The 24,080-nt window shown below is 35.2% G+C and carries 27 protein-coding genes; 21 read left to right on the top strand and 6 right to left on the bottom strand.

Going from position 1 to position 24,080, the window contains the following annotated elements:
- Positions 1-24: 24 nt before the first annotated feature.
- Positions 25-618, bottom strand: coding sequence for an FMN-binding negative transcriptional regulator (locus E5D58_RS02205; RefSeq protein WP_136480184.1), 594 nt, complete (start codon positions 616-618; stop codon positions 25-27).
- A gap of 45 nt (positions 619-663) precedes the next feature.
- Between E5D58_RS02205 and radC the strand changes: the two genes are divergently transcribed.
- From radC to E5D58_RS02175, 6 genes are read left to right on the top strand one after another with little or no spacing between them, the layout of a single operon-like run.
- Positions 664-1,362, top strand: a complete 699-nt coding sequence (gene radC / locus E5D58_RS02200; protein ID WP_136480183.1) for a RadC family protein — start codon at positions 664-666, stop codon at positions 1,360-1,362.
- Complete coding sequence (locus E5D58_RS02195) at positions 1,362-2,663, top strand: polysaccharide deacetylase family protein (RefSeq protein WP_136480182.1); 1,302 nt, start codon at positions 1,362-1,364, stop codon at positions 2,661-2,663. Before radC ends, E5D58_RS02195 begins: the two co-directional genes overlap by 1 nt.
- A complete protein-coding gene (locus E5D58_RS02190; protein ID WP_136480181.1) occupies positions 2,653-3,342 on the top strand; it encodes a YjjG family noncanonical pyrimidine nucleotidase in 690 nt (229 codons plus the stop codon). Before E5D58_RS02195 ends, E5D58_RS02190 begins: the two co-directional genes overlap by 11 nt.
- Positions 3,343-3,364: 22 nt before the next feature.
- Positions 3,365-3,931 carry a hypothetical protein gene (locus tag E5D58_RS02185; RefSeq protein WP_136480180.1) on the top strand — a complete coding sequence of 189 codons (567 nt, stop codon included), beginning with the start codon at positions 3,365-3,367 and terminating at the stop codon, positions 3,929-3,931.
- Positions 3,928-5,328 carry a DUF5723 family protein gene (locus tag E5D58_RS02180; protein ID WP_136480179.1) on the top strand — a complete coding sequence of 467 codons (1,401 nt, stop codon included), beginning with the start codon at positions 3,928-3,930 and terminating at the stop codon, positions 5,326-5,328. Before E5D58_RS02185 ends, E5D58_RS02180 begins: the two co-directional genes overlap by 4 nt.
- A 1-nt stretch (position 5,329) precedes the next feature.
- Positions 5,330-6,232, top strand: a complete 903-nt coding sequence (locus tag E5D58_RS02175; RefSeq protein ID WP_136480178.1) for a hypothetical protein — start codon at positions 5,330-5,332, stop codon at positions 6,230-6,232.
- Between the two features lie 30 nt (positions 6,233-6,262).
- Here the strand turns inward: E5D58_RS02175 and E5D58_RS02170 are convergent, their stop codons facing one another.
- Entirely contained in the window at positions 6,263-7,546 is a 1,284-nt protein-coding gene (locus E5D58_RS02170) for a replication-associated recombination protein A (protein ID WP_136480177.1), read from the bottom strand.
- A 160-nt stretch (positions 7,547-7,706) separates the two neighbouring features.
- Between E5D58_RS02170 and E5D58_RS02165 the strand changes: the two genes are divergently transcribed.
- Entirely contained in the window at positions 7,707-8,438 is a 732-nt protein-coding gene (locus E5D58_RS02165; RefSeq protein ID WP_136480176.1) for a rhomboid family intramembrane serine protease, read from the top strand.
- Here E5D58_RS02165 and rlmB read toward each other — a convergent pair.
- From rlmB to E5D58_RS02145, 4 genes are all read right to left on the bottom strand, one after another.
- On the bottom strand, positions 8,435-9,169 hold the full coding sequence (gene rlmB / locus E5D58_RS02160; RefSeq protein WP_136480175.1) for a 23S rRNA (guanosine(2251)-2'-O)-methyltransferase RlmB: 735 nt from the start codon (positions 9,167-9,169) through the stop codon (positions 8,435-8,437). The two genes, E5D58_RS02165 and rlmB, sit on opposite strands and share 4 nt — an antisense overlap.
- Before the next feature lie 147 nt (positions 9,170-9,316).
- Positions 9,317-10,684 carry a SusD/RagB family nutrient-binding outer membrane lipoprotein gene (locus E5D58_RS02155; RefSeq protein WP_136480174.1) on the bottom strand — a complete coding sequence of 456 codons (1,368 nt, stop codon included), beginning with the start codon at positions 10,682-10,684 and terminating at the stop codon, positions 9,317-9,319.
- A 6-nt stretch (positions 10,685-10,690) separates the two neighbouring features.
- Complete coding sequence (locus E5D58_RS02150) at positions 10,691-13,909, bottom strand: SusC/RagA family TonB-linked outer membrane protein (protein ID WP_136480173.1); 3,219 nt, start codon at positions 13,907-13,909, stop codon at positions 10,691-10,693.
- A gap of 117 nt (positions 13,910-14,026) precedes the next feature.
- Positions 14,027-15,721, bottom strand: coding sequence for a POTRA domain-containing protein (locus E5D58_RS02145; RefSeq protein ID WP_136480172.1), 1,695 nt, complete (start codon positions 15,719-15,721; stop codon positions 14,027-14,029).
- 176 nt (positions 15,722-15,897) lie between these two features.
- Between E5D58_RS02145 and rpsL the strand changes: the two genes are divergently transcribed.
- The 14 genes from rpsL (at position 15,898) to rpsQ (ending at position 24,080) form a co-directional block, all read left to right on the top strand.
- Positions 15,898-16,272, top strand: coding sequence for a 30S ribosomal protein S12 (rpsL, locus tag E5D58_RS02140; RefSeq protein ID WP_019386263.1), 375 nt, complete (start codon positions 15,898-15,900; stop codon positions 16,270-16,272).
- A gap of 21 nt (positions 16,273-16,293) precedes the next feature.
- Positions 16,294-16,770 carry a 30S ribosomal protein S7 gene (rpsG, locus tag E5D58_RS02135; RefSeq protein ID WP_136480171.1) on the top strand — a complete coding sequence of 159 codons (477 nt, stop codon included), beginning with the start codon at positions 16,294-16,296 and terminating at the stop codon, positions 16,768-16,770.
- Between the two features lie 6 nt (positions 16,771-16,776).
- Positions 16,777-18,903, top strand: a complete 2,127-nt coding sequence (fusA, locus tag E5D58_RS02130) for an elongation factor G (protein WP_136480170.1) — start codon at positions 16,777-16,779, stop codon at positions 18,901-18,903.
- Positions 18,904-18,914: 11 nt separating this feature from the next.
- Complete coding sequence (gene rpsJ, locus E5D58_RS02125; protein ID WP_007650482.1) at positions 18,915-19,220, top strand: 30S ribosomal protein S10; 306 nt, start codon at positions 18,915-18,917, stop codon at positions 19,218-19,220.
- 141 nt (positions 19,221-19,361) lie between these two features.
- The gene (gene rplC / locus E5D58_RS02120; protein WP_136480169.1) at positions 19,362-19,979 is read left to right on the top strand and encodes a 50S ribosomal protein L3; all 618 of its coding nucleotides are present in this window, start codon (positions 19,362-19,364) and stop codon (positions 19,977-19,979) included.
- On the top strand, positions 19,979-20,608 hold the full coding sequence (gene rplD / locus E5D58_RS02115; RefSeq protein ID WP_136480168.1) for a 50S ribosomal protein L4: 630 nt from the start codon (positions 19,979-19,981) through the stop codon (positions 20,606-20,608). Before rplC ends, rplD begins: the two co-directional genes overlap by 1 nt.
- Positions 20,609-20,615: 7 nt before the next feature.
- The gene (gene rplW, locus E5D58_RS02110; protein ID WP_136480167.1) at positions 20,616-20,906 is read left to right on the top strand and encodes a 50S ribosomal protein L23; all 291 of its coding nucleotides are present in this window, start codon (positions 20,616-20,618) and stop codon (positions 20,904-20,906) included.
- Between the two features lie 10 nt (positions 20,907-20,916).
- Entirely contained in the window at positions 20,917-21,744 is an 828-nt protein-coding gene (rplB, locus tag E5D58_RS02105) for a 50S ribosomal protein L2 (RefSeq protein ID WP_136480166.1), read from the top strand.
- A 3-nt stretch (positions 21,745-21,747) separates the two neighbouring features.
- Positions 21,748-22,026 carry a 30S ribosomal protein S19 gene (gene rpsS, locus E5D58_RS02100; RefSeq protein WP_013869040.1) on the top strand — a complete coding sequence of 93 codons (279 nt, stop codon included), beginning with the start codon at positions 21,748-21,750 and terminating at the stop codon, positions 22,024-22,026.
- Between the two features lie 6 nt (positions 22,027-22,032).
- Positions 22,033-22,440, top strand: coding sequence for a 50S ribosomal protein L22 (rplV, locus tag E5D58_RS02095; protein WP_136480165.1), 408 nt, complete (start codon positions 22,033-22,035; stop codon positions 22,438-22,440).
- 7 nt (positions 22,441-22,447) lie between these two features.
- Positions 22,448-23,164, top strand: a complete 717-nt coding sequence (gene rpsC, locus E5D58_RS02090) for a 30S ribosomal protein S3 (protein WP_136480164.1) — start codon at positions 22,448-22,450, stop codon at positions 23,162-23,164.
- 21 nt (positions 23,165-23,185) lie between these two features.
- Entirely contained in the window at positions 23,186-23,605 is a 420-nt protein-coding gene (gene rplP, locus E5D58_RS02085) for a 50S ribosomal protein L16 (protein WP_136480163.1), read from the top strand.
- Between the two features lie 13 nt (positions 23,606-23,618).
- On the top strand, positions 23,619-23,810 hold the full coding sequence (rpmC, locus tag E5D58_RS02080; RefSeq protein WP_019386275.1) for a 50S ribosomal protein L29: 192 nt from the start codon (positions 23,619-23,621) through the stop codon (positions 23,808-23,810).
- A gap of 12 nt (positions 23,811-23,822) precedes the next feature.
- Complete coding sequence (rpsQ, locus tag E5D58_RS02075) at positions 23,823-24,080, top strand: 30S ribosomal protein S17 (protein ID WP_136480162.1); 258 nt, start codon at positions 23,823-23,825, stop codon at positions 24,078-24,080.

Below are 24,080 nucleotides of genomic sequence, written 5' to 3'. Positions count from 1 at the left end.
AATTAAAGATAATCAAATATAAGGTTATTGTAATTTTTTTAGAAACTCGCCTATATCCTTTTTGTTCGAACTGATTAAGGCTTCCTTGGCACAGCCGAAATCGTCTTTAGGTTTGTCTTGAGATAATTTAAATTTACCCTCCCAATCTAAAACTGTTATCTCAAATAGCTTAATATAATCTAAATACATTTCCATTTTGGGGTTGTTAGTGCTTAATACATATTTGTTATCGGGGGCTTCTAAAAAACTGGTTAGATTTATTAAAGATTCTTTCAATAGTTCTTTATTATCAATAGAAATAACAGTCCCTTTTAAATGGACTTTAATATAGTTCCAGGTTGGTAAGTGGGATGTTTTAAAGATACTTGGCGATATATAGCTATTGGGTCCAGAAAATATAACGGTTATTGGGTTGTTTTTTTCTAGTAGAGCCGCTTGAGGGTTACTACTATCTATATGACCGACTAGTTTGCCTGATTCCTCAAACATAAGAGGTAAGTGTGTGATAATGGGAGTGTTCTTGTTAACTGAAATAATTGTGGCCAGCGGATAGGCTTTAATAACTTCAATAATATGGTTAATATTGTTAGCTTGATGATGTTTAGGAGGATATTTCAAAGTATTTGTATTGTTTGTGAAAATTACAATATTTATATTTATCACATGCAAGAAAATTCAGGTTCCTTTTCAATTAAAAACTGGAAATATGATGATCGACCAAGAGAAAAGTTGCTTCATAAAGGAAAAACAGCATTAAGTGATGCCGAGTTAGTAGCCATTTTAATTGGTTCTGGAAACAGAAAGGAGAGTGCTGTGGGGCTATCTAAACGTATTTTGGCTAGTGCAGGAAATAATTTAGGAGCCTTAGGAAAACAGTCTATAAAGCAACTCATGGAGTTTAAAGGTATTGGTGAAGCTAAGGCCATTACAATTATGGCTGCTCTTGAACTGGGAAGAAGACGAAGGGGAGAGGAGGCTATTAAGGAGAACAAAATTGTATCTAGTGCATCTGTATTTGAGATGATGCAACCTGTTATTGGAGATATTCCTCATGAAGAGTTTTGGATTATTTTTTTAAATAATTCCAATAATATGATTCAAAAGAGCCAGCTGAGTAAAGGAGGTATTACAGGAACCCTAGTTGACATTCGTTTGGTGTTAAAAACGGCATTAGAGGTTGGGGCCACTGGATTAATATTGGCTCATAACCATCCATCAGGTTCTTTAAAACCAAGTAATGCAGATAAACAAATTACTCAAAAGTTAAAGGAAGCAGCGTTAAGCTTAGAGATTAAAGTTTTAGATCACCTTATTATAACCGAAAAAGCATATTTTAGTTTTGCTGATGAAACCCTCCTTTAATGCTTTTAGTTTACACACCAAAAATATCGCCAAGAGTCAATTATGTTTTTAAGCATATTTGTACAAGATTACTAGGACTGAAAGTTAGTTTTACTACTAAAATAGAAGAATTTATTACGCATGATAGTTTAAAAATGTCATACGCAAAGCAGCAGTTGGGCAATGAATTTTTTATTAAAAGCCATGATTTTTTATTTGAACAAGGTCTGAGTGATGTAGATATAAATATTCATGATTGGGGAGATACCAAATGTTTTTTTTATGTAGGAGATAAGAGTAGTATGCCTTTTGATATTTTTTCGGCTTCATTTTATCTATTATCCAGATATGAAGAATATTTACCTCATGTAAAGGATTCTTATGGGCGATTTACAGCAAAGGAAAGTTTAGCTTACAGGCATAATTTTTTACACCAACCAGTTGTCGATATTTGGGCCTGTAAATTTAAAGAAGCCTTACAGATACATTTCCCTAATTTTAAGTTTTCCAGCAGAAAATATAATATCACTCCAATTATTGATGTGCCTAGTGCATATAATTACAAGTTAAAGGGACTAATGCGTTCTATTGGAGGGTGTATTAGTGATGTGTCAAGGTTTAGGTTGCGTAGCCTATATTTAAGATTTGCCGTGTTGTTTGGATTTAAACATGATCCTTATGATACCTATAAATACTTAATTAATAGACAAAAAAATTCAAAGTTTAAATTTCTTTTTTTCTTTTTAATAGGAGACTTTTCTACCTATGATAAGGGCATAAACCCCAATAAAAAGAAATTTGTTTCGTTAATTAAACATGTAGGAGATTATTGTAGCGTTGGGCTTAAAGTATCCTTTCTAGCTATTGACGATGAAATTATATTAAAGAAAGAAAAAACAAAAATGGAAGAGATTTTAAACACCAATTTAAGAGCAACAAGACAATCTTTTTCTAAACTAAATTTACCTGAGACGTATAGAAACTTGATTACTTTGGAAGTTCAGGAAGATTATACTATGGGCTATGTTAATGAAATAGGGTTTAGAGCTGGTTCTTGCTCCTCTTTTTTGTTTTACGATCTAGATTATGAAGTACAAACGCCCTTAAAAATTGTACCGTATCATGTTATGGATTACGCCCTTTTAAAGCACAAGTCGCTTCTTGACAAGAAAAAAGTGTTGTTAGAGATGATTCAGGAAATTAAAAAGGTAGGAGGTGATTTTGTACCCGTATTTCATAACTATACTTTTGCTGATGATTTAAGGTGGGAAGGTTTTAAAGAATTGTTTAGTTTAATTTTAAATTCGGCGGATGAAACTTAAGCATATTAAAGATATTTTCTTTGATTTAGATCATACCTTATGGGATTTTGATAAAAATTCAGCTTTAACTTTTAAGAAAATTTTTGAGCTAAATCAATTGGATATAAACTCGAATGATTTCATTGAGTATTATGAACCAATTAACTTAAAGTATTGGAAGCTTTATAGAGAAGAGAAAATTAATAAAGAAAATTTGAGATATGCTAGACTGCAAGAAACGTTTAGAGAAATTGGAACAGTAGTAGCGGATACAATAATTAACAAACTTTCTGAAGATTATATTACACATTTAACCTCGTTTAATTATTTATTTGAAAATACTTTAGATGTTTTAAACTATTTATACCCCAAGTATAATTTGCATATTATAACTAATGGCTTTGATGAGGTCCAGTATAAAAAAATGATAAAATCTAATATTTATTCATACTTTAAAACGGTAACAAATTCAGAAATGGTAGGGGTTAAAAAACCAAATCCTAAAATATTTAATTATGCAATTAATAAGGCCGAAGCACATATTAGTGAAAGCATAATGATAGGTGATAGCTATGAAGCCGACATACTAGGTGCGCAAAACATTGGGATGGATGTTATTTTATTTGATGTTGGAGGTAAAGCAACAGACCCAAATATAAAGCAGGTTAGCCATTTAAAGGAACTATTCGAATATTTTTAAAGTTATAATTCGTACCAAAAACATGATGCACTTGTCCCCAAAATATGTCATCCTATTTTTTTTGCTTTTAACACTTTGTATCTCATGCACTAAAGATATTGATTTTGATCAAGCAAGAGAATATCAGTTTAATCCGGTTGTTGAATCTAGTCTTGTGTTTTTCAATGAATCGGCAAATGCTTTTATTGATCAAGGTGCGGAGGTTGAAATTGTTCAAGACTTTATTTTTATAGATTTTTTTAACGATGACTTTATCGTCGATAATGTTGAGAAAATTTCTTTCAACTTTGAAACTCAAAACTCGATAAACAGGCGTTTCGAATTACAGGTTGATTTGTATGATGAAGCACTGGGTTTGCAAGATTCTTTTGTGGTTATTCAAGAAGCTTCATCCGATGGGCAAAATGAAATAGCCAGTCATGTTGAGGTTTTTGAAGATGAGCGTTTGGTAGCTTTAAAGAATACCCATATTATTTTATTTACTTTAAGATTACTTCCTGGTCCCAATATTGATGAAACGACTTCAGGACGTATTGAGCTCAAATCGAAAGCTGTTTTTTATTTTGAAATAAAAGATGTTGCTCTATGATAAGGTTAAGTACATTTGCTATACTATTTTTTTGGTTTGTTTCGTTTACTCAAAACAAACAAATCATTTATGGTTTTTCAGAGATTCCCCAATCGTTATTAGTTAATCCAGGTGGTAAAGTAAAAAACAAAGGATATGTTGGCTTTCCTTTATTATCACATATCCATGTAAATGCAGGCACATCAGGATCTACTTTGTACGATGTTTTTGCGAACGATGGAGTTAATTTCAATACAAAGCTTCAGTCGGCAGCCTATAGTATGTCTGATAACGATTTTATAACATTAAATGAACAACTTGAGGTGTTTTCTGGAGGTTTTGCTTTTGGGAGTAGTTACGATAAAAATGAATACTTAAGTTTTGGAATTTATCAAGAGCTAGACCTCATTAATTATTTTCCTAAAGATTATGCCATTTTGGCGATAGAAGGCAATCAGAATAATATAAATCGAGTTTTCGATTTAAGTGATTTAAATGCAAGTTTTGAGGTTGTTTCCGTATTTCATGTTGGTTATAACAAAAAAGTAAATAGTAAATTAAGCTATGGTGTTAGAGGAAAGATTTATTCTAGCATTATGAATGTAAATTCCACAAGAAATCGAGGACAATTTGTAACCGTTCCTGGAAAGAATAATATTTATGACCATGTTTTTAATTTAGATTTAGCGGTTAGGACATCTGGTGTGCAAAGTTTTGTAGATGAGGATAGCTCAGATGAGCGCTTAAAAAAAATTACCAACCGTGTATTACTTGGAGGCAATTTGGGTTTGGGTTTTGATATTGGCTTTTCTTATAATATCACGGATCAATGGTATTTGGATGGTAGCCTTCTTGATATTGGATTTATTCATCATACAAAAGATGTTGAAAGCTATGAAGTTAAGGGCGATTATGTTTTCGAAGGAATTAATCCAATTTTTCCAGAATTGGAAGATGAACAAACAGCAGATGATTATTGGAGTGAAATTGAGGAAGATTTTGAAGAACTTTTCAATGCCGACACTATAAGTACAAATTACACTACTTGGAGACCAATAAAACTAAATACATCCATTAATTATGCTTTTGGAAAGCAGAAAGAAAAAGATTGCAATTGTATTAAAGAAGATGTTGGTTACATTAACAGAATTGGGGTCCAACTATATGCTATAAATCGTCCAAAACGCCCTCAAGTAGCTCTAACGACATACTATTACCGAAGGTTGTTTAAGGGACTAAGGTTAAAAGGAACCTATACAATTGATTCGTTTTCCTTTTATAATATTGGTTTAGGAGCGTCCTTTCACATAGGCGGGATGAATTTTTATGCAATGGCTGACAATTTTTTTCAATACCAAAATATTTATAACGCAGAAGGAGTATCTTTACAACTGGGGTTTAATTATATTTTAAATTAAAATGAAAACAAATATCTTATCTATATTATTAGTCTGTTTTACTGTAACTTCCATGATTTCTCAAAAGTCTGTTAATAATTATAAATATGTGATTGTACCTGCTAAATATGACTTTTTAAAGGAAAAAGATAAGTATCAACTTAATTCTTTGAGTAAATTTTTATTTGAAAAATACGGGTTTACCTCGCTAATGGAAGGGGATGAGTATCCCGAAGATTTGAATTTTAACAGGTGCTTAGCCATGAAAAGTGATGTTATAAAAGAATCAGGGATGTTCATGACTAAGTTGAAAGTGATACTAAAAGACTGTAATGAAAAAGAGATTTTTCAGTCTGCAGTTGGAAGTAGCCGAGAAAAAGAATATAAAGTGGCTTACAATAAAGCCTTAAGAGAAGCTTTTAAGTCTATTGAAGGGTTAAATTATAAATACAAGCCTAATGATGAAATTCTTGCGCTAGGGGCAACCGCTGCCCTTGTTACAAAGGAGTCGGAGGAGATAAAACAACTCAAGCAACAAATACAAGAATTAGAAAAGGAGAAAGAAACAAAAATTGATTCTATAAACCAGTCATCTACAACATCCTCTCAAGTATCTGCTGCGGTTCCTGCTGCCGTTGGGATTGGTATTGTAGCTAAGGAACAACCGAAGAAAAATGCTACAGAAACTAAGACTTCCGATAGAAATGCTTCAGGAGAGGTGCTTTATGCTCAAGAAATTGATAACGGCTATCAATTAGTAGATAGTAGTCCCAAGGTGGTGTACAGAGTAAAAAAAACAAATTTGGATCAAGTTTTTTTGGTAGAGGGGAAGAGTGCAATATTATTTAAAAAAGATAATGATTGGGTAGTAGAGTACTATGAAAATAGTGTGTTAAAGCAACATGTATTAAAGATAAAGTTTTAGTATAAAGTACTATTTGAGGTGTTGTAAGTTTTAGTAATTATATTTCTCCTTCCATCGGTTTTTTAAAAACACCCTATGGGCATTTTCGCGAGAGTTATCCCCAGGTTCATAAAGTTTAGTGTTTTTTATTTCTTCAGGTAAGAATTCTTGATTTGTAAAACTATCATTGTAATTGTGGGCATATTTATAATTATTACCATAACCCAATTCCTGCATTAATTTTGTTGGGGCGTTTCGAATTTCCAAAGGAACACTTAAGTCACCCGTTTGTTTAACTAATTTTTGAGCACTACCTATAGCTAAATAAGATGCATTGCTCTTAGGTGAACAGGCTAGATAAGTTGCGCACTGGCTTAGAATGATCCTAGATTCAGGATAGCCAATAGTGGAAACCGCTTGAAATGTGCTATTTGCCATTACTAGGGCTGTTGGGTTAGCGTTACCTATATCTTCACTAGCCAAAATAAGGAGCCTGCGGGCAATAAACTTAACATCTTCTCCGCCTTCAATCATTCTTGCCAGCCAATAAACCGCCGCATTGGGGTCGCTACCACGTATAGATTTGATAAAGGCAGATATAATGTCATAGTGCTGTTCTCCTGTTTTATCGTATCTAACGGAATTGTTTTGAACTCTTTGTAAAACTATATCATCTGTTATAAGTATAGCTTCCGAATCAAAAGTATTAACAATGAGTTCAAAAATGTTTAACAGTTTTCTGGCATCACCACCCGAAAGTTTCAGTAAAGCACTGGTCTCTTTAATTGTAATATTTTTTTTCGAAAGATGTTCGTCTGTTTCAATGGCTCGAAATAGTAGCGTTTCCAGATCCTTTTTTTCAAAGGGATTTAGAATATAAACTTGACATCGTGATAAAAGAGCCGAAATGACTTCAAAACTCGGATTTTCCGTTGTGGCGCCAATAAGTGTAATCCAACCTTTTTCAACGGCTTGAAGTAATGAGTCTTGTTGCGACTTACTAAATCGGTGAATTTCATCAATAAACAAAATGGGATTTTTAGTGGTAAAAAGACTGCCACTTTGTTTTGCCTTATCTATAACATCTCTAATGTCTTTAACACCTGAATTGATGGCGCTTAAAGTGTAAAAGGGACGGCTAGATTCATTAGCAATGATATTTGCTAGTGTTGTTTTTCCTGTTCCAGGTGGGCCCCAAAAAATCATGGATGGTATCAGGCCATGCTTAATGTGCTGAGTTAAAGAACCATTCTTGCCTACCAAGTGCGTTTGGCTTACATAATCCTTTAAGCTTTTTGGTCTTAAACGTTCGGCTAATGGTTCATTTAGATTCATAGTGGTAAAATTAAAGTAATTTCTTGAAGTTTTAGTTGTTGCAAACAAAAATTGAGAAGATAGAAATTATATTATATTTGGAATTAGTTGTATATAGTTGATGGTCTGTCATTTTAACATAAAAAGTCATCTTGGTTAACAATTTGCTATCTTTATTTTAATGAATAATAAAGATCAGTTTAAATTTTCAACAGGAGTCATTGCATATCCAGTTTTTTTTGTGTTATTAATATGGCTTGTATTTTGGTTTGAAGTACGCTTTGGGTTTAATTTTAGTAAATACGGGGTGTACCCTCAAACCTTGCAAGGTTTAAGAGGCATAGTTCTAAGTCCATTTATACATGGCGACCTAGAGCATCTTTACCATAACACGGTGCCGCTACTCGCGTTATCTATGGCATTATTCTTTTTTTATAGACCAATTGCTTGGAGAGTTTTATTTTACGGTATTTTGTTTTCGGGTTTTTTAACATGGTGTATGGGTCGGCCATCCTATCATATTGGAGCAAGCGGCCTTATTTACGTTTTAGTCAGTTTTACTTTTTTTAAAGGTGTATTTGCAAAGCATTACAGACTTATTGCCTTGTCTTTAATAGTTGTTTTTTTATATGGAAGTATGATTTGGTATACACTGCCTATTGAAGAAGGAATTTCTTGGGAAGGACATCTGTCTGGGTTGATAACGGGTTTGGTATTTGCATGTATTTTTAGAAAAGAAATAGCCGAACCCCAAAAGTATGTATGGGAGGAGGATAATTATAAGGAGGAAGACGATCCTTTTTTAAGGCATTTTGATGAGCATGGAAATTTCATTGAAAATATTGATAATGAAGGGGAAGATGTCATTGAGGTTAATTACACGTACAAGAAAAGCAAAGAAACAGAGGATTAAAAACGTTGTCTAACAGCTTCATATAAAAAGGCCCCACAAGCCACCGAGACGTTTAAGGATTCAATATCACCTAATAAAGGTAGTTTAGCCCGAGTATCAGAGACTTTGAGTATGGAAGGGTTTATACCGCGTCCTTCAGATCCCATGACGATAGCACAGGGTTCTTTAAAGGATATATCGTATAACAGATTATTGGTTTTTTCCGTTGCAGCAATGACTTTAATCCCAGAGGCTTGCATAAAAAAAACAGCATCTTTAATGTGATCTACCTTGCAAATAGGCATTTTAAAAACAGCACCTGCGCTTGTTTTTATCGTGTCACCATTTACAGGTGCACCACCTTTTTTCTGAATTATAATGCCGTCGACCCCAGTGCATTCAGCAGTTCTAATAATGGCGCCAAAATTTCTAACATCACTTAATTGGTCTAATAGCAAAAACAATGGAGCTCGTCCAGATTCCATAACGTTTAAAACTAAGGTCTCCATGTCGTGAAACTCAATAGGAGATATTTGTGCAACAGCACCTTGGTGGTTTTTCTTGGACAGCCGATTAAGTTTTTCATTGGGGACATACGATTTGTTAATTGATTTCTTATTAATCAAAGATTCTAATTCAGAAAATAAATCCCCTTTAAGCCCTTTTTGAAGAAATACCTTATCTATGCTTTCACCAGATTGAATGGCTTCAATAATAGCTCTAATACCGAATATTTGTGTTTGGTTATTCATTGGTGCAAATGTAACAAAAAATGGAAGTTAGTGGTTTGGAAGTGGTTATTTTAGAATTATATTTTAAAAAAAAAGCACCAGTAAGTAAGTTTACTGGTGCTTTAATTTTTAAGTCTAAAAAACTTAACTAATTAACATAAATCTTAGTTAATTTTTAGGGAAAGCCCACATATCTACATCTAATAAATGTCCACCTTGTGCAGAGATTGCAGCATCGTAGTTTGTTTTATTAGTTGTACGCTCTGTGATTGGGTATAAAAACCTTCTCGGAATAATCTTTGAAGGATTTAAAGATGACTGAGCATCTGGGTTATCCACTAATGCAGGGAAGCCAGTTCTTCTATAATCAACCCAAGCCTCAATTGGCGCATTACCATATAGAGCTTTATATTTTTCGTCGATAATCGTTTCTATTTTATTGGCTTGACTTCCAGTTAGAGCAAGAGCATCAACATAGGTTGTTGCATCAGCAGCATCAACTCCAACATAAAGCATGTTGGCTTCAACAGCGTCTTTTAATGCTTCCAAAGCATCAGCATCACTACCTCCTGTTCTAACTATAGCTTCTGCTTCGATAAACTTAACCTCCCAATAAGAGATTAGCGGTGTGGGCGAAGCGGCCTGTCCCCAGAATAAGCCATCTACACCTGCGAAATCTTCTCCGTCAGTGGTGTATAATGGAAGTCTTGGGTCATTTTCCATCATTTCTTTAATGGTAGTTCCAATACCTAAAGTTCCTGGTCTATCATTATCAAATAAGAATAATGGATTGGCATTTTGAGCAGGTGTGCTGTAGACGAAATCAGGTTGTTCTAATACGCTAGAAAATGCTTTTTGAGCTTCACTCAAGGCATTTTGCGCTGCACTGGCGTCCACAGAGGTTAAATGCATATAGTAGCGTGCTTTTAATGCATGTGCTGTTTTTTCCCAGTCTATACCACTGGCATCACCAGCACCAGCAAAGGCACCAATTCCAGAAGCAACACCGTCAGAAATGGCCTCACTCAAGAGTTTTTGAATTTCTGCATAAATACTTTCTTGACTGTCATAAGTTGGACTTAAAACACCTGCATCACCTCGAAATGCCTCCGAGTAAGGAACATCTCCCCAACAACTTGTGGTAACCCCCATGTTAGCGGCCATGTATAATTTAGCTAAGGCACCAACTTCTCCTTCTGTATTTTCAATGAGTACGAAGCAATCCTTAGACGCTCCTGCTCCGTATAAACCAAAATCCCAAAGATCATCTATATCACTCTCACCAATAAGATATTGAGCATAGGCAATTTGCTGTGCGTCTAAACCATCATATTGTTGAGTAATCAGTCCAGCAATTCTTCCAACAAGTGCTACAGAATTCCTGTGTGTTTGTGTTATCATCCCAGGGTAAACCGCACCAGCATTTATTTTATCCGCCGATGGATTGTCGGGATCTACATTAACATCAGTGATAGTACAAGATACCACTGCGCTAAGTAACAAGATACTACTTAATATATATTTTATTGTTTTCATAGTTTTTTAAAAGTTTAATTTCACATCAAAGCCGTAACTTCTAGTATTTGGGTTATTAAAGTAATCTAAACCAATACCATTACTATCACCAGTTAGGTTAGTTTCTGGGTCAACTCCTGGATATTTTGTGCTCAGGTATAAGTTTCTTCCGTAAGCTGAGATTGAAGCGCCATCTATAAAAGTACCTTCTAAAAATTTACTTGGTAAAGTGTAGGTTAAAGTAACTTCTCTTAGTCTAAACCAAGATGCATCGTAAACGTTGCCTTCATCTACATCACCGAAACCATAACGTCTCCAGAAGTTATTACCTTCACTAATAGTTGGGTCTGAGTAAGGTACTTCTTTCGTGTTAGGCTGTCCTGTTGACTGAACAATCCCTTCAAAAACAGTTGTTTGGTCTCTTAATAAAGTTTCTGTTGATATTCCAAAATAATCAAGGATACCACAAGTACCACACCATACATCACCACCTTCTCTAATATCCAAAAGAACAGAAAGGCTTAAGCTTTTGTATGAAAAGGTATTGCTTATACCCATAAGAAAATCTGGGATAGGATCTCCTATCACACCATCCGTAGTCGCTAATGCTGGGTAACCATCGTCGTCGATCAAAATAGTGCCTTCGTCATTTCTAGCATATCTGGCTCCATAAATGGCTCCATAAGACTCTCCTACAACTGCACGAGAACTGGTTCCTGAGAAACCATTTAAAACATAACTTTCAAGACCTTCTGTTAACTCTTCAACCTTATTCTCATAAGTAGTAAAGTTTACATTTATGTCCCAGTTAAAGTTATCCGTTCTGATAGGGGTACCTCCAAGTGTTAATTCAATACCCTTGTTGGTTATACGACCAATATTTGAATACTTTTCAACAAAACCAGAAGATGGTACAGCATCGATTGGAACAATTTGATCTGTAGTTTCTTTATCATAGTAAGTAGCATCGAATTTTAATCTACTATCCAACATAGATAACTCAATACCTACTTCAAACTCCTTAGTGGTTTCAGGCACTAAATCTGGATTACCTGCGCGTCCTGCTCTTTCAAAAGATGTGGCATTGTAGGCAGGGAATGTAACACTTTGGATAAAGCCATCACCACTAGCAAAGGTTCCACCAAAGTTAGTAAGCGTAGCGTAAATTGGTGCATCGTTTCCTGTTTTACCCCAAGACCCTCTAAGTTTACCGTAGTTAATAAAGTTACTGTTTAAGACCTCGCTAAAAATAAAACTACCACCTATAGAGTACGATTGGAAAGTATTATTGCCTACAGGTAAGGTAGACGACCAGTCATTTCTAAAAGAAGGTGTTATAAATACCATATTGTTGATACTTAAAGTTGCTGTTGCAAAGGCACCAATTAGTTTTTTCTTTCCTGTCAACTCTGATGCTTGCGTGCTACTAACGTTAGAAAGATTAAAGAACCCAGGAATTGTCATACCGTCACCAAGAACCGTTTGTCTGTTTGATTTAGTATAAAAACCATCATATCCTACAGTGGCTGTAAGACCAAGGTTTTCGTTTAAATCATCAGCGTATGTTAATAAAGCGTTCCAGTTTACATCTTGATTTTGAATCACATCATTAATAACACGTCCGTTTCCAAAACTAGCATCTAAAATATCAAAACCAATTTTTCTAGTATCAGTCCAGTTATCTACAGATGCTGTAGTTTTAAAGGTAAGTTTATCATTAATGTCCCAAGTAAGCCCCATTTTTCCTATGATACGATTTACATCATCTGTATTGGAGTTTCTTGCTACTGTAAAATAAGGGTTGTTATAAATTCCATCGCGGTAACTTCTGTGACCAGGTAACTCAGAACCAGGAATATCATAGAAATAAGAAGCAGGGTCATCAGCAGCAGCTTGGCCTTTCTTACCATTACCCATATCAAAGGTAGGCGTGTTTCTTAATAAACCTAACATAACACCAGAAATATTAGACCCTCTTTGTACTCTAAACCCTCCAGAGTTAGAATACTGAGCAGAAGCGTCTAAGGTTAAACCTTCATAAAGTTTTCCTTGTAAATCGACTCTAAATGTTTTTCTTTCAAATTTCTCGTTAGGAGCAATACCATTTTGCACTAATCGTCCTATAGAAGCACGATAGTTAACTTTATCTGTTCCGCCACTTGCAGAAAGATTTACGTCAAAAACATCTCCTGTTTTGAAAAAGTCGTAACTGTCATAAGTTTCTGCAGCTCTTCCATTTCCAGAACCTCTTGGTACAAGTGCTCCAAATCTATGGAAAGGGTAAGAGGTATCTCCATCATATTCTAAATCCGATACCAAAGGTCCCCACGAATCGCCTTCAAATGTTTCTGGTCCTCTGTATTGTAAGCCACTTCCATCAGGGTTGTGTCTACCTTGTGCATAAGTTCTTTGTAAGTCAGGACCTTTATTCCAGTCTGAAAAACTAGCAGAAGTTGTTAAGCTTACTCTTGTTTTTCCTTCTTTCCCTTTTTTGGTAGTAATTAATACAACACCGTTGGCTGCACGTAAACCATATAATGTTTGGGCAGCAATACCTTTAAGAATATTAACAGACTCAATGTCACTTGAGTTAATATCAATAGCCCTGTTAGAGAAATCGGTACCTCCTAAACTAGAGTTGTTATTACTCTGTGTTGGATCCTCACTGTAAGAATCGTTATTAATTGGAACACCATCTACTACAAATAAGGGTGAATTAGAACGGGTGATAGAGGTATTACCACGAATTCTAATATTGGCTGAAGCACCAACAGAACCAGAAGAAGTTGTAACTTGAACACCAGCAGCTTTAGAGCTTAATGCTGATACAACGTTGGTTTCTCTCGCGTTGGTAATGTCTCCAGAATCAACTGATTCAACGCCATAACTCAAAGCTCTTGGCTTAGCCGTAAGTCCTTGAGCTGTAATAACTACCTCCTCCAAGGATTCTGCATCTTCTGTTAAAGTTACATTAACTGTATTTGAAGCTCCAACAACAACCTCTTGGGTGGAGTATCCAACAAAACTAAACACTAGAGTATCTCCAGAATTAGCTTGAATTGAATAATTACCATCGAAATCTGTTGAGGTACCCGAAGTTGTACCTTTTACTAAAACAGTTGTTCCAGGTAAGGGTAAACCAGACCCATCTGAAACAGTTCCTGAAATAGTTTTGTCTTGTGCAAATGTTAGTTGCACCACAAACGCCAGTAATAGCGTTAGAATTCCACTAAACTTTGTTTTCATTTTATAATTATTTGAATTAGTCAATGCCAAAAATCATAATAAAAAGTTAATAAACCAATAAATATTGGTTAAAATTTATCAATTTCTATGATTTTGTTGAAAAATTGTAAGTGAAAACTAAAATATAGAGGTTAAACTTAAATGAACTTTGGAGTTTGAAAGATTAAATGAAACATCTTCAGTTTTCCCATTTGCATAATTAAATCTAAATAACCCTGCCTTGGTTAATAGCCCGAAACCAAAACCAAAACCAAATAATTTTTGTTTGGAGTCAACCAGTTGGTTTTCAAAGTAGGCTGCATCAAATATAGAATGTACGTAAATGGAATTTGATACTTGATATCTGTACTCGGTATTAAGGACACCATAAAGAGATGCAAAGAGACTATTCTCTTCGAAACCTCTTATAGAATTTATGCCTCCAAATCTTAAGAGTTCATTTTCGAAGTACGAATCTGAAATCAAACTAGCTGCATTTGCTCGTAAATAGATACTATTCTTTTCATTAAGGTTAAATATTTTAAAGGCGTCGCAAAAAAGTTGAGTTTGTTTAGTCGATGTGTTTTCATTCTTTCTATTGCCAAAACCAGTTTCTATGTAGAGTTTTGTATTTATAGGGAATAGTAAGTTTTTGTTTTGGTTTTGAATGTATTCATAAGCCATAGTATAGAATCGCGACGTGTAATCTTCAATGGGAAGAGTTGGGGTGTTTTCAAGGAGATTGCTTGACTCTATTGCTTCGATGCCTCCAAAAACTTTGTGGTACGCATTAATTTGGTAATGAATCTTTGCAAATTGATTTGTTGTGGTAAATGAGGAGTCTTTTCTAAAAATTCGGAGTAGAAGATCGATGCCTATTGGTGATTTAAAAAGATATGGTAACGAGGTATTTACCTCAAAGGTTTGCTGGTCGTTTTCGTCACTCTTGTAAAAAAGGCGAAATGTCTCACCAAAATTAAGATTATTGGTGAGGTTCAGATTAAGATATCCATCAAATTGAAGTTTATTAGTTTCTTCATTACTGCCAAAACCAAGAAAGCCATCAAATGCATTGCTTTTAGATTTTTCTAAATATAGATACAAGGTGGTTGAGTCTTTTGAAAACAATACTTCAGGTTTTTTGATTTCATTAGCGAAATTCAAATTATTAAGCTGAGATGTTTTATTTTGGATGGTGTTAAGATCAAATATTTGATTTGGCTTAATCTTTAAATAGTGCTTAATAAAGGATTCTGGGAATTTCTCATAACCTCTAACGACTATGTCATCAATGCGACGCTGTTGTTTGTTTATGCTTAAAGTTAAGTCGGCCCTTAAAAAAGATGCATTTTGAGTGCTTAAATTGGTGAGTTTAAGTTTTGAAAAAGGAAAGCCTTTTTTGGAAATTTCTGTATTTAAAAATTTTAGGGCATTTTCTGCTTGAGACAATTTGAGTACAAAATAATCTTCAAAAACTTCTTCTGAAATATAATTTAAGCTACTTTTTTCTATGTCGTTTTTATTGTAGTATATATATATGGTATCAAAACGATGTTTTAAGCTAATGATGGAAATGAAAGTACTATCATTTACCCGCTTCAGTGCTTCCAATTTATTTTCAATAAATCCAATGGTGCCAAGCTTTCTTTGTAAAGTATCTAATTCTTGTTGTATGGATAGGAAGTCCTTATGGTTTTTAGTGTATCCTAAGGAGTCAATACTTTTTGTTTGTGTATCTGTTTGTCCTTGTATGTTTAAGGTTAAATTTTGGCAAAGTCCTTCTAAGGATAAAAACAATGAAATAACTATAAAGGTAAAAGTTGCTTTTGGCACTTTTTTAAAGGTATTTTTTCTGTAAATCTAACGGAAATTGAAGGTATATAATATAAGGAGTGGTGAGATTTTTATTTTCTATTGAAAATTAATGAATTAGGATTTGATTTTCAAATTTTAATTTCTACCTTTGCACGCCTCTTAGAAGAGGTTAATAAAATTTATAGTAATTATATATGCCAACAATTTCGCAATTAGTAAGAAAAGGAAGAGCCAAAATAACCAAGAAGAGTAAATCGGCTGCTTTAGATTCTTGTCCGCAAAGACGTGGTGTGTGTACTCGTGTTTACACAACAACTCCTAAAAAACCTAACTCAGCAATGCGTAAGGTAGCAAGGGTTCGTTTAACAAACGGTAACGAGGTGAATGCATACATCGGTGGTGAAGGACATAATTTACAAGAGCACTCGATAGTATTGGTTAGAGGTGGAAGGGTAAAAGATTTACCAGGAGTTAGATATCACATTGTGCGAGGAGCTTTAGACACCGCAGGTGTTTCAGGAAGAACGCAACGTAGATCTAAGTATGGTGCAAAACGCCCTAAAAAGTAATTAAAACTTTAAGAAGAAGACATGAGAAAAAGAGCAGCAAAAAAGAGACCTCTTTTACCAGACCCAAGGTTTAACGATCAGTTAGTGACTCGTTTCGTTAATAATATGATGTGGGATGGTAAGAAGTCTGTAGCTTTTAAAGTATTCTACGATGCTATAGATATTGTAGATTCAAAGAAAACTGATGACGAAAAAACAGCTTTGGAAATCTGGAAAGATGCTTTGTCTAATGTGATGCCTCACGTAGAAGTACGTAGTCGTCGTGTTGGCGGTGCAACCTTTCAAATTCCAATGCAAATACGTCCAGATAGAAAAGTATCAACAGCTATGAAATGGTTGATTGGTTATGCTAGAAAACGTAATGAGAAGTCTATGGCTTTGCGTTTAGCTTCAGAGATTTTGGCAGCAGCTAAAGAAGAAGGAGCGGCAGTTAAGAAAAGGGTTGACACTCATAAGATGGCTGAAGCAAATAAAGCATTCTCTCACTTTAGATTTTAATAAGAAATGGCAAGAGATTTAAAATTCACTAGAAATATAGGTATTGCTGCGCATATTGATGCAGGAAAAACTACTACTACTGAGCGTATTCTTTATTATACAGGTGTTTCGCATAAAATTGGAGAGGTGCATGATGGCGCTGCTACAATGGACTGGATGGAACAAGAGCAAGAAAGAGGTATTACTATTACTTCTGCGGCCACAACTTGTACTTGGAAATTCCCAATTGAGAATGGGCAACCAACTCCAGAAACTAAAGGATATCACTTTAATATTATAGATACTCCGGGTCACGTTGATTTTACGGTTGAAGTAAATCGTTCTCTGCGTGTACTAGATGGTTTAGTATTTTTATTTAGTGCTGTTGATGGTGTAGAACCACAATCAGAAACTAACTGGAGACTTGCAGATAACTATAAGGTGCCTCGAATAGGGTTTGTTAACAAAATGGACCGTCAGGGATCTAACTTCTTAGGTGTTTGTCAGCAGGTAAAAGATATGCTAAAGTCGAACGCAGTGCCAATTGTATTAAACATTGGTGATGAGGCTGACTTTAAAGGAATTATCGATTTAGTAAAAAACCGTGCTATTGTATGGCATGATGAAACTCAAGGGGCTACTTTTGATGTGATCGATATTCCAGAAGATATGAAAGAAGAAGCTCGTAAGTATCGTGCGCTTTTAATTGAAGAAGTAGCAACTTACGATGAGAACTTACTAGAAAAATTCATGGAAGATGAAGATTCTATTACAGAAGAAGAAGTGCATGCTGCACTGAGAGCTGCTGTAATGGATATGGCTATTATTCCAATGATATGTGGTTCTGCTTTTAAAAATAAAGGAGTTCAATTCTTATTAGATGCAGTTTGTCGTTACTTACCATCTCCAACTGATAGAGATAATATTGTAGGTACAGATCCAAGAACTGGAGACGAAGCTGTTCGTAGACCAGATGTTAAAGATCCGTTCTCGGCATTAGCATTTAAAATTGCTACCGATCCTTTTGTAGGTCGTTTAGCTTTCTTTAGAGCGTATTCTGGTAGACTAGATGCAGGATCTTATATCTTGAACAACCGTTCAGGTAAAAAAGAACGTATCTCTCGTATCTATCAAATGCACTCTAATAAACAAAATGCAATTGATTTCATTGAAGCAGGAGATATAGGCGCAGCTGTAGGGTTTAAAGATATAAAGACTGGTGATACCATGTCTGATGAAAAAAATCCTATTGTATTAGAATCAATGGATTTTCCAGATCCGGTAATTGGTATTGCTGTAGAGCCTAAAACGAAGGCAGATGTTGATAAACTAGGGATGGCTTTAGCTAAATTATCTGAAGAAGATCCAACATTTACGGCAAGAACAGATGAAGCTTCTGGACAGACTATTATTTCTGGTATGGGTGAGCTTCACTTAGATATTATTGTTGATCGTCTTAAACGTGAGTTTAAGGTTGAAGTAAATCAAGGTCAACCACAGGTAGAGTACAAAGAGGCTATTACGCAACGTGCAGAACACAGAGAAGTTTACAAAAAACAATCTGGTGGACGTGGTAAATTCGCAGACATTGTGTTTACTCTTGAACCTGCGGAAGAAGGAAAAGTAGGTTTAGAATTTGTTTCTGAAATTAAAGGTGGTAATGTTCCTAAAGAATTTATCCCTTCTATTGAAAAAGGATTCAAAATGGCGATGGTAAATGGACCATTGGCAGGATATGAAGTTGATGCTATGAAAGTAACATTAACAGATGGTTCTTACCATGACGTGGATTCTGATCAATTATCATTCGAATTAGCTGCAAAGTTAGGATTTAAGAATTCGGCAAAAGCTGCAAAAGCAGTAATCATGGAGCCTATCATGAAGCTTGAGGTTATTACTCCTGAAGAAAACATGGGTGATATTGTAGGTGATTTAAATAGAAGACGTGGTCAAGTAAGTGATATGGGAGATAGAGCTGGTGCAAAAACTGTAAAAGCTACTGTGCCATTATCAGAAATGTTTGGATATGTAACAACATTAAGAACATTGTCTTCAGGTCGTGCAACGTCAACAATGGAATTTTCACATTATGCTGAAACACCTTCTAATATTTCAGAAGAGGTTATCAAGGCGGCTAAAGGTGTTGAAGCTTAAAATCTAAGAAAATGAGTCAAAAAATCAGAATAAAATTAAAATCTTACGATCACAATTTAGTGGATAAGTCTGCTGATAAGATTGTAAAAACAGTAAAAAGCACTGGAGCTGTTGTAACTGGGCCAATTCCATTACCAACACACAAGAAAATTTTCACTGTATTACGTTCTCCACACGTAAACAAGAAGTCAAGAGAGCAGTTTCAATTATCATCTTACAAGAGGTTATTGGATATCTACTCGTCGTCATCAAAAACTATTGATGCCTTGATGAAGCTTGAATTACCAAGTGGTGTTGAAGTAGAGATTAAAGTATAAGTATACGGTCGGCATTTATAGCCAACTTACATGTCCCACCGATGCGGTCGCGGGAAAAACGGTAAAATACAATTCAAGGCTGGAATGTATTTCGGCCTTGAGTTTTAAGTAACAAATAGTAATAAATTAAATTTAATAAATATGTCTGGGTTAATTGGAAAAAAAATCGGTATGACCAGCATCTTTGATGAAAACGGGAAAAATGTTCCTTGTACAGTAATCGAAGCTGGACCATGTATCGTTACCCAAGTCAGAACTGAAGAAGTGGACGGCTATGAAGCTATTCAATTAGGTTTCGATGACGCGACAGAAAAAAGTGCTACAAAAGCAGACCTAGGTCATGCTAAAAAAGCAGGTACTTCTGTAAAGCGTAAAGTTGCTGAATTCAAAGGTTTTGATGAGGAGTACAAATTAGGAGATGCAATCACTGTAGAGCACTTTGCGGAAGGCGAGTTTGTGGATATAGCAGGAACATCTAAGGGTAAAGGATTTCAAGGTGTTGTAAAACGTCATGGTTTTGGTGGTGTAGGTCAAGCGACTCACGGTCAACATAACCGTTTAAGAGCGCCAGGTTCTATTGGAGCTGCATCTTATCCTGCACGCGTATTCAAGGGCATGAAAATGGCCGGAAGAATGGGTGGAGAAAAAGTGAAAGTTCAAAATTTAAGAGTTTTAAAAGTAGTTGCTGAAAAGAACCTACTTGTGGTTAAAGGTTGTGTGCCTGGTCACAAAAACGCTTATGTAACAATTCAGAAGTAATGAAAGTAGCAGTTTTAGATATAAACGGAAAAGACACAGGTAGAAAGGCAGACCTTTCAAAAGATGTGTTTGCTATTGAGCCTAATAATCATGCGGTGTATTTGGATGTTAAACAATATTTAGCAAATCAAAGACAGGGAACTCACAAATCTAAAGAAAGAGGTGAGATTTCTGGATCTACGCGAAAGATTAAAAAGCAAAAAGGTACAGGTACTGCAAGAGCAGGTAGTATTAAGTCGGGTGTTTTTAAAGGTGGTGGACGTATGTTCGGTCCAAGACCTAGAAATTACAACTTCAAACTTAATAAAAACTTAAAGCGATTAGCACGTAAATCTGCCTTAAGTATTAAAGCTGGAGAGCAATCAATTACAGTTTTAGAAGACTTTAATTTTGATGCTCCAAAAACAAAAAACTTTACAGCGGTTTTAAAGGCTTTAGAGTTGGAAAACAAAAAATCTCTGTTTGTGTTGGGTGGGTCAAATAATAACGTATATTTGTCATCGCGCAATTTGAAAGGCTCTGAGGTTATAATAGCCTCAGAATTAAGTACTTACAAAATTTTAAATGCAAATCAAGTAGTGCTTTTAGAAGGAGCCTTAGAAGGAATTGAAACAAACTTAAGTAAATAAGAAACAGATGAGTATCTTAATTAAACCTATAATCACAGAAAAAGCGACTGCCGATAGCGAGTTAAAAAACTGCTATTGGTTCTCAGTGAACACAAAGGCGAACAAGGTAGAAATCAAAAAAGCGGTGGAAGCTGCTTATGGTGTTTCTGTTGAAAAAGTTCGTACTATAAATGTCCGTCCAGATCGTAGTACCAAGTATACAAAAACTGGTATTCAACATGGTAAAACAAATGCTGTTAAAAAGGCAATTGTACAACTGGCGGAAGGTGAAATGATTGATTTATACAGTAACATGTAATTAGACAACAATGTCAGTAAGAAAATTAAAACCAATCACACCAGGACAGCGTTTTAGAGTAGTAAATGGGTATGACGCCATAACTACTGATAAGCCGGAAAAGAGTTTACTCGTTCCGAATAAAAGGTCTGGTGGTAGAAACAGTCAAGGTAAAATGACCATGCGCTATATTGGAGGTGGTCATAAAAGAAAGTATCGTATTATCGATTTTAAAAGAGACAAAGCTGGAATTCCTGCTGAAGTTAAATCTATAGAATACGATCCAAACAGAACCGCTTTTATCGCATTATTGAATTATCAAGATGGAGAAAAAAGATACATTATTGCTCAAAATGGTTTGCAAGTTGGGCAAAATGTGGTTTCTGGTAAAGAAGGTGTGGCTCCAGAAATTGGAAATGCGATGCCATTAAGTGAAATTCCATTAGGAACTATTATTTCTTGTGTAGAGTTACGTCCTGGTCAAGGAGCTGTTATGGCTCGTAGTGCTGGTGCTTTTGCTCAGTTAATGGCAAGAGATGGTAAGTTTGCTACCGTTAAGTTGCCTTCAGGTGAAACAAGAATGATTCTTGTAAACTGTTTAGCGACTATAGGTGTTGTTTCTAACTCAGATCATCAGTTATTAGTTGGTGGTAAAGCAGGTAGAACGAGATGGTTAGGTAGACGTCCAAGAACTAGACCAGTGGTTATGAATCCAATTGATCATCCAATGGGTGGTGGTGAAGGGAAATCTTCTGGAGGTCACCCACGTTCTAGAAACGGTATACCAGCTAAAGGTTATAGAACGCGTTCTAAAACAAAAGCAAGTAATAAATATATTGTAGAACGTAGAAAGAAATAAGACATGGCAAGATCATTAAAAAAAGGACCTTACGTTCATTATAAATTAGAAAGAAAAGTAGCTGCAAATGTTGAGGCTAACAAGAAAACGGTTATCAAAACTTGGTCTAGGGCCAGTATGATTACTCCTGATTTTGTTGGACAAACTATAGCAGTACACAATGGCCGCCAATTTGTACCAGTTTATGTTACTGAAAACATGGTAGGTCATAAATTAGGAGAATTTTCACCAACACGTTCATTCCGTGGACATGCCGGTGCTAAAAATAAAGGTAAAAAGTAGTAAGCTATGGGAAGTCGTAAAAAACAAATGGCAGACGCTATTAAGGAAGGGAAAAAGCAAGTGGCTTTTGCAAAACTTAATAACTGTCCTACGTCACCAAGAAAAATGCGCTTAGTAGCCGATTTAGTAAGAGGTGAAAAGGTGGAGAATGCACTTAATATCTTAAAATTCAACAATAAGGAAGCATCTGGCAGATTAGAGAAGTTGTTATTATCAGCTATCGCTAACTGGCAAGCTAAGAATGAGGATGCCGATGTTGAATCTGCAGAGTTATTTGTAAAAGAGATTAGAGTTGATGGTGGATCTATGTTAAAAAGATTACGTCCAGCACCTCAAGGTCGTGCACACAGAATTAGAAAACGTTCTAACCACGTAACATTAGTGGTAGGAGCTAACAATAACACACAAGCTTAATAAAAGTATGGGACAAAAAACAAATCCAATCGGAAATCGCTTAGGAATTATCAGAGGATGGGAGTCTAACTGGTACGGAGGAAACGATTATGGTGATAAACTTGCCGAAGACGATAAGATTAGAAAATACGTTCACGCGCGTTTATCTAAAGCTAGTGTTAGTAGAGTAATCATCGAAAGAACTTTAAAGCTTGTAACCGTTACTATCACTACGGCTCGCCCAGGTATCATTATTGGTAAGGGTGGTCAAGAGGTAGACAAGTTAAAAGAGGAGCTTAAGAAAATTACCGGAAAAGAAGTTCAGATCAACATCTTTGAGATTAAAAGACCTGAACTAGATGCGTATTTAGTGGCATCAAGTATTGCTCGTCAAATTGAAAATAGAATTTCATACAGACGCGCAATCAAAATGGCTATCGCTGCTACAATGCGTATGAATGCTGAAGGAATAAAAATTCAAATTAGTGGTCGTTTAAACGGTGCTGAAATGGCACGTAGTGAACACTATAAAGAAGGACGTATTCCTTTATCAACTTTTAGAGCCGATATTGACTATGCTTTAGTTGAAGCACATACTACTTACGGTAGATTGGGTGTTAAAGTATGGATCATGAAAGGTGAAGTATATGGTAAAAGAGAGCTTTCTCCGCTTGTTGGTTTATCTAAGAAGCAAGGAAAAGGTGGAGCAGGACGTGGAAACAAAGGACCTCGTCGTAGAAAGTAATTTTTTATAAAGTAAAGAAAAATGTTACAGCCTAAAAGAACAAAATTTCGTAAACAACAAAAAGGACGTATGAAAGGATTGTCTGGAAGAGGACACCAACTTTCAAACGGTACTTTTGGAATAAAAGCATTAGACGCTACGTTTATTACTGCACGTCAAATTGAAGCAGCTCGTATTGCCGCTACACGTTACATGAAAAGAGAAGGGCAACTTTGGATTAAAATATTTCCAGACAAGCCTATCACAAAAAAGCCTCTTGAAGTACGTATGGGTAAAGGTAAAGGTGCTGTAGAATTATGGGTAGCTGTTTGTAGACCTGGTCGTGTTTTATTTGAAGTAGGTGGTGTGCCATTAGAAGTTGCTCGTGAAGCACTTCGTTTAGCAGCACAAAAACTACCAGTAAAAACTAAGTTTGTAATTGCTAGAGATTACGAAGCATAATTTATTTGATATTATGAAACAATCAGAAATTAAAGAATTATCTGTAGCTGAGTTACAAGAAAAACTTAGTGAAACAAAAAAGAGTTATTCAGACCTAAAATTGGCTCATGCAATATCTCCTTTAGAAAATCCAATTCAATTACGTTCTATCAGAAGAACGGTAGCTAGAATTGCGACTGAATTAACTAAAAGAGAATTACAATAATTCTGCTGAAAGATGGAAACAAGAAATTTAAGAAAAGAACGTATAGGAGTTGTTACAAGTAACAAAATGCAGAAATCTATTGTGGTTTCTGAAGTTAAAAAAGTAAAGCACCCTATGTATGGTAAGTTCGTGTTAAAAACTAAGAAATATGTTGCGCACGACGAAACGAACGATTGTAATATTGGAGATACTGTAAAGATCATGGAAACGAGACCTTTAAGTAAATCTAAATGTTGGAGATTAGTTGAAATTTTAGAAAGAGCTAAATAA

Origin of the sequence: Cognatitamlana onchidii (genome assembly GCF_004804355.1) — a bacterium.
GTDB lineage: Bacteria > Bacteroidota > Bacteroidia > Flavobacteriales > Flavobacteriaceae > Cognatitamlana > Cognatitamlana onchidii.
The sequence above is the reverse complement of the archived record's forward strand: the minus strand, read 5'-3'. Positions and strand labels throughout refer to the sequence as shown.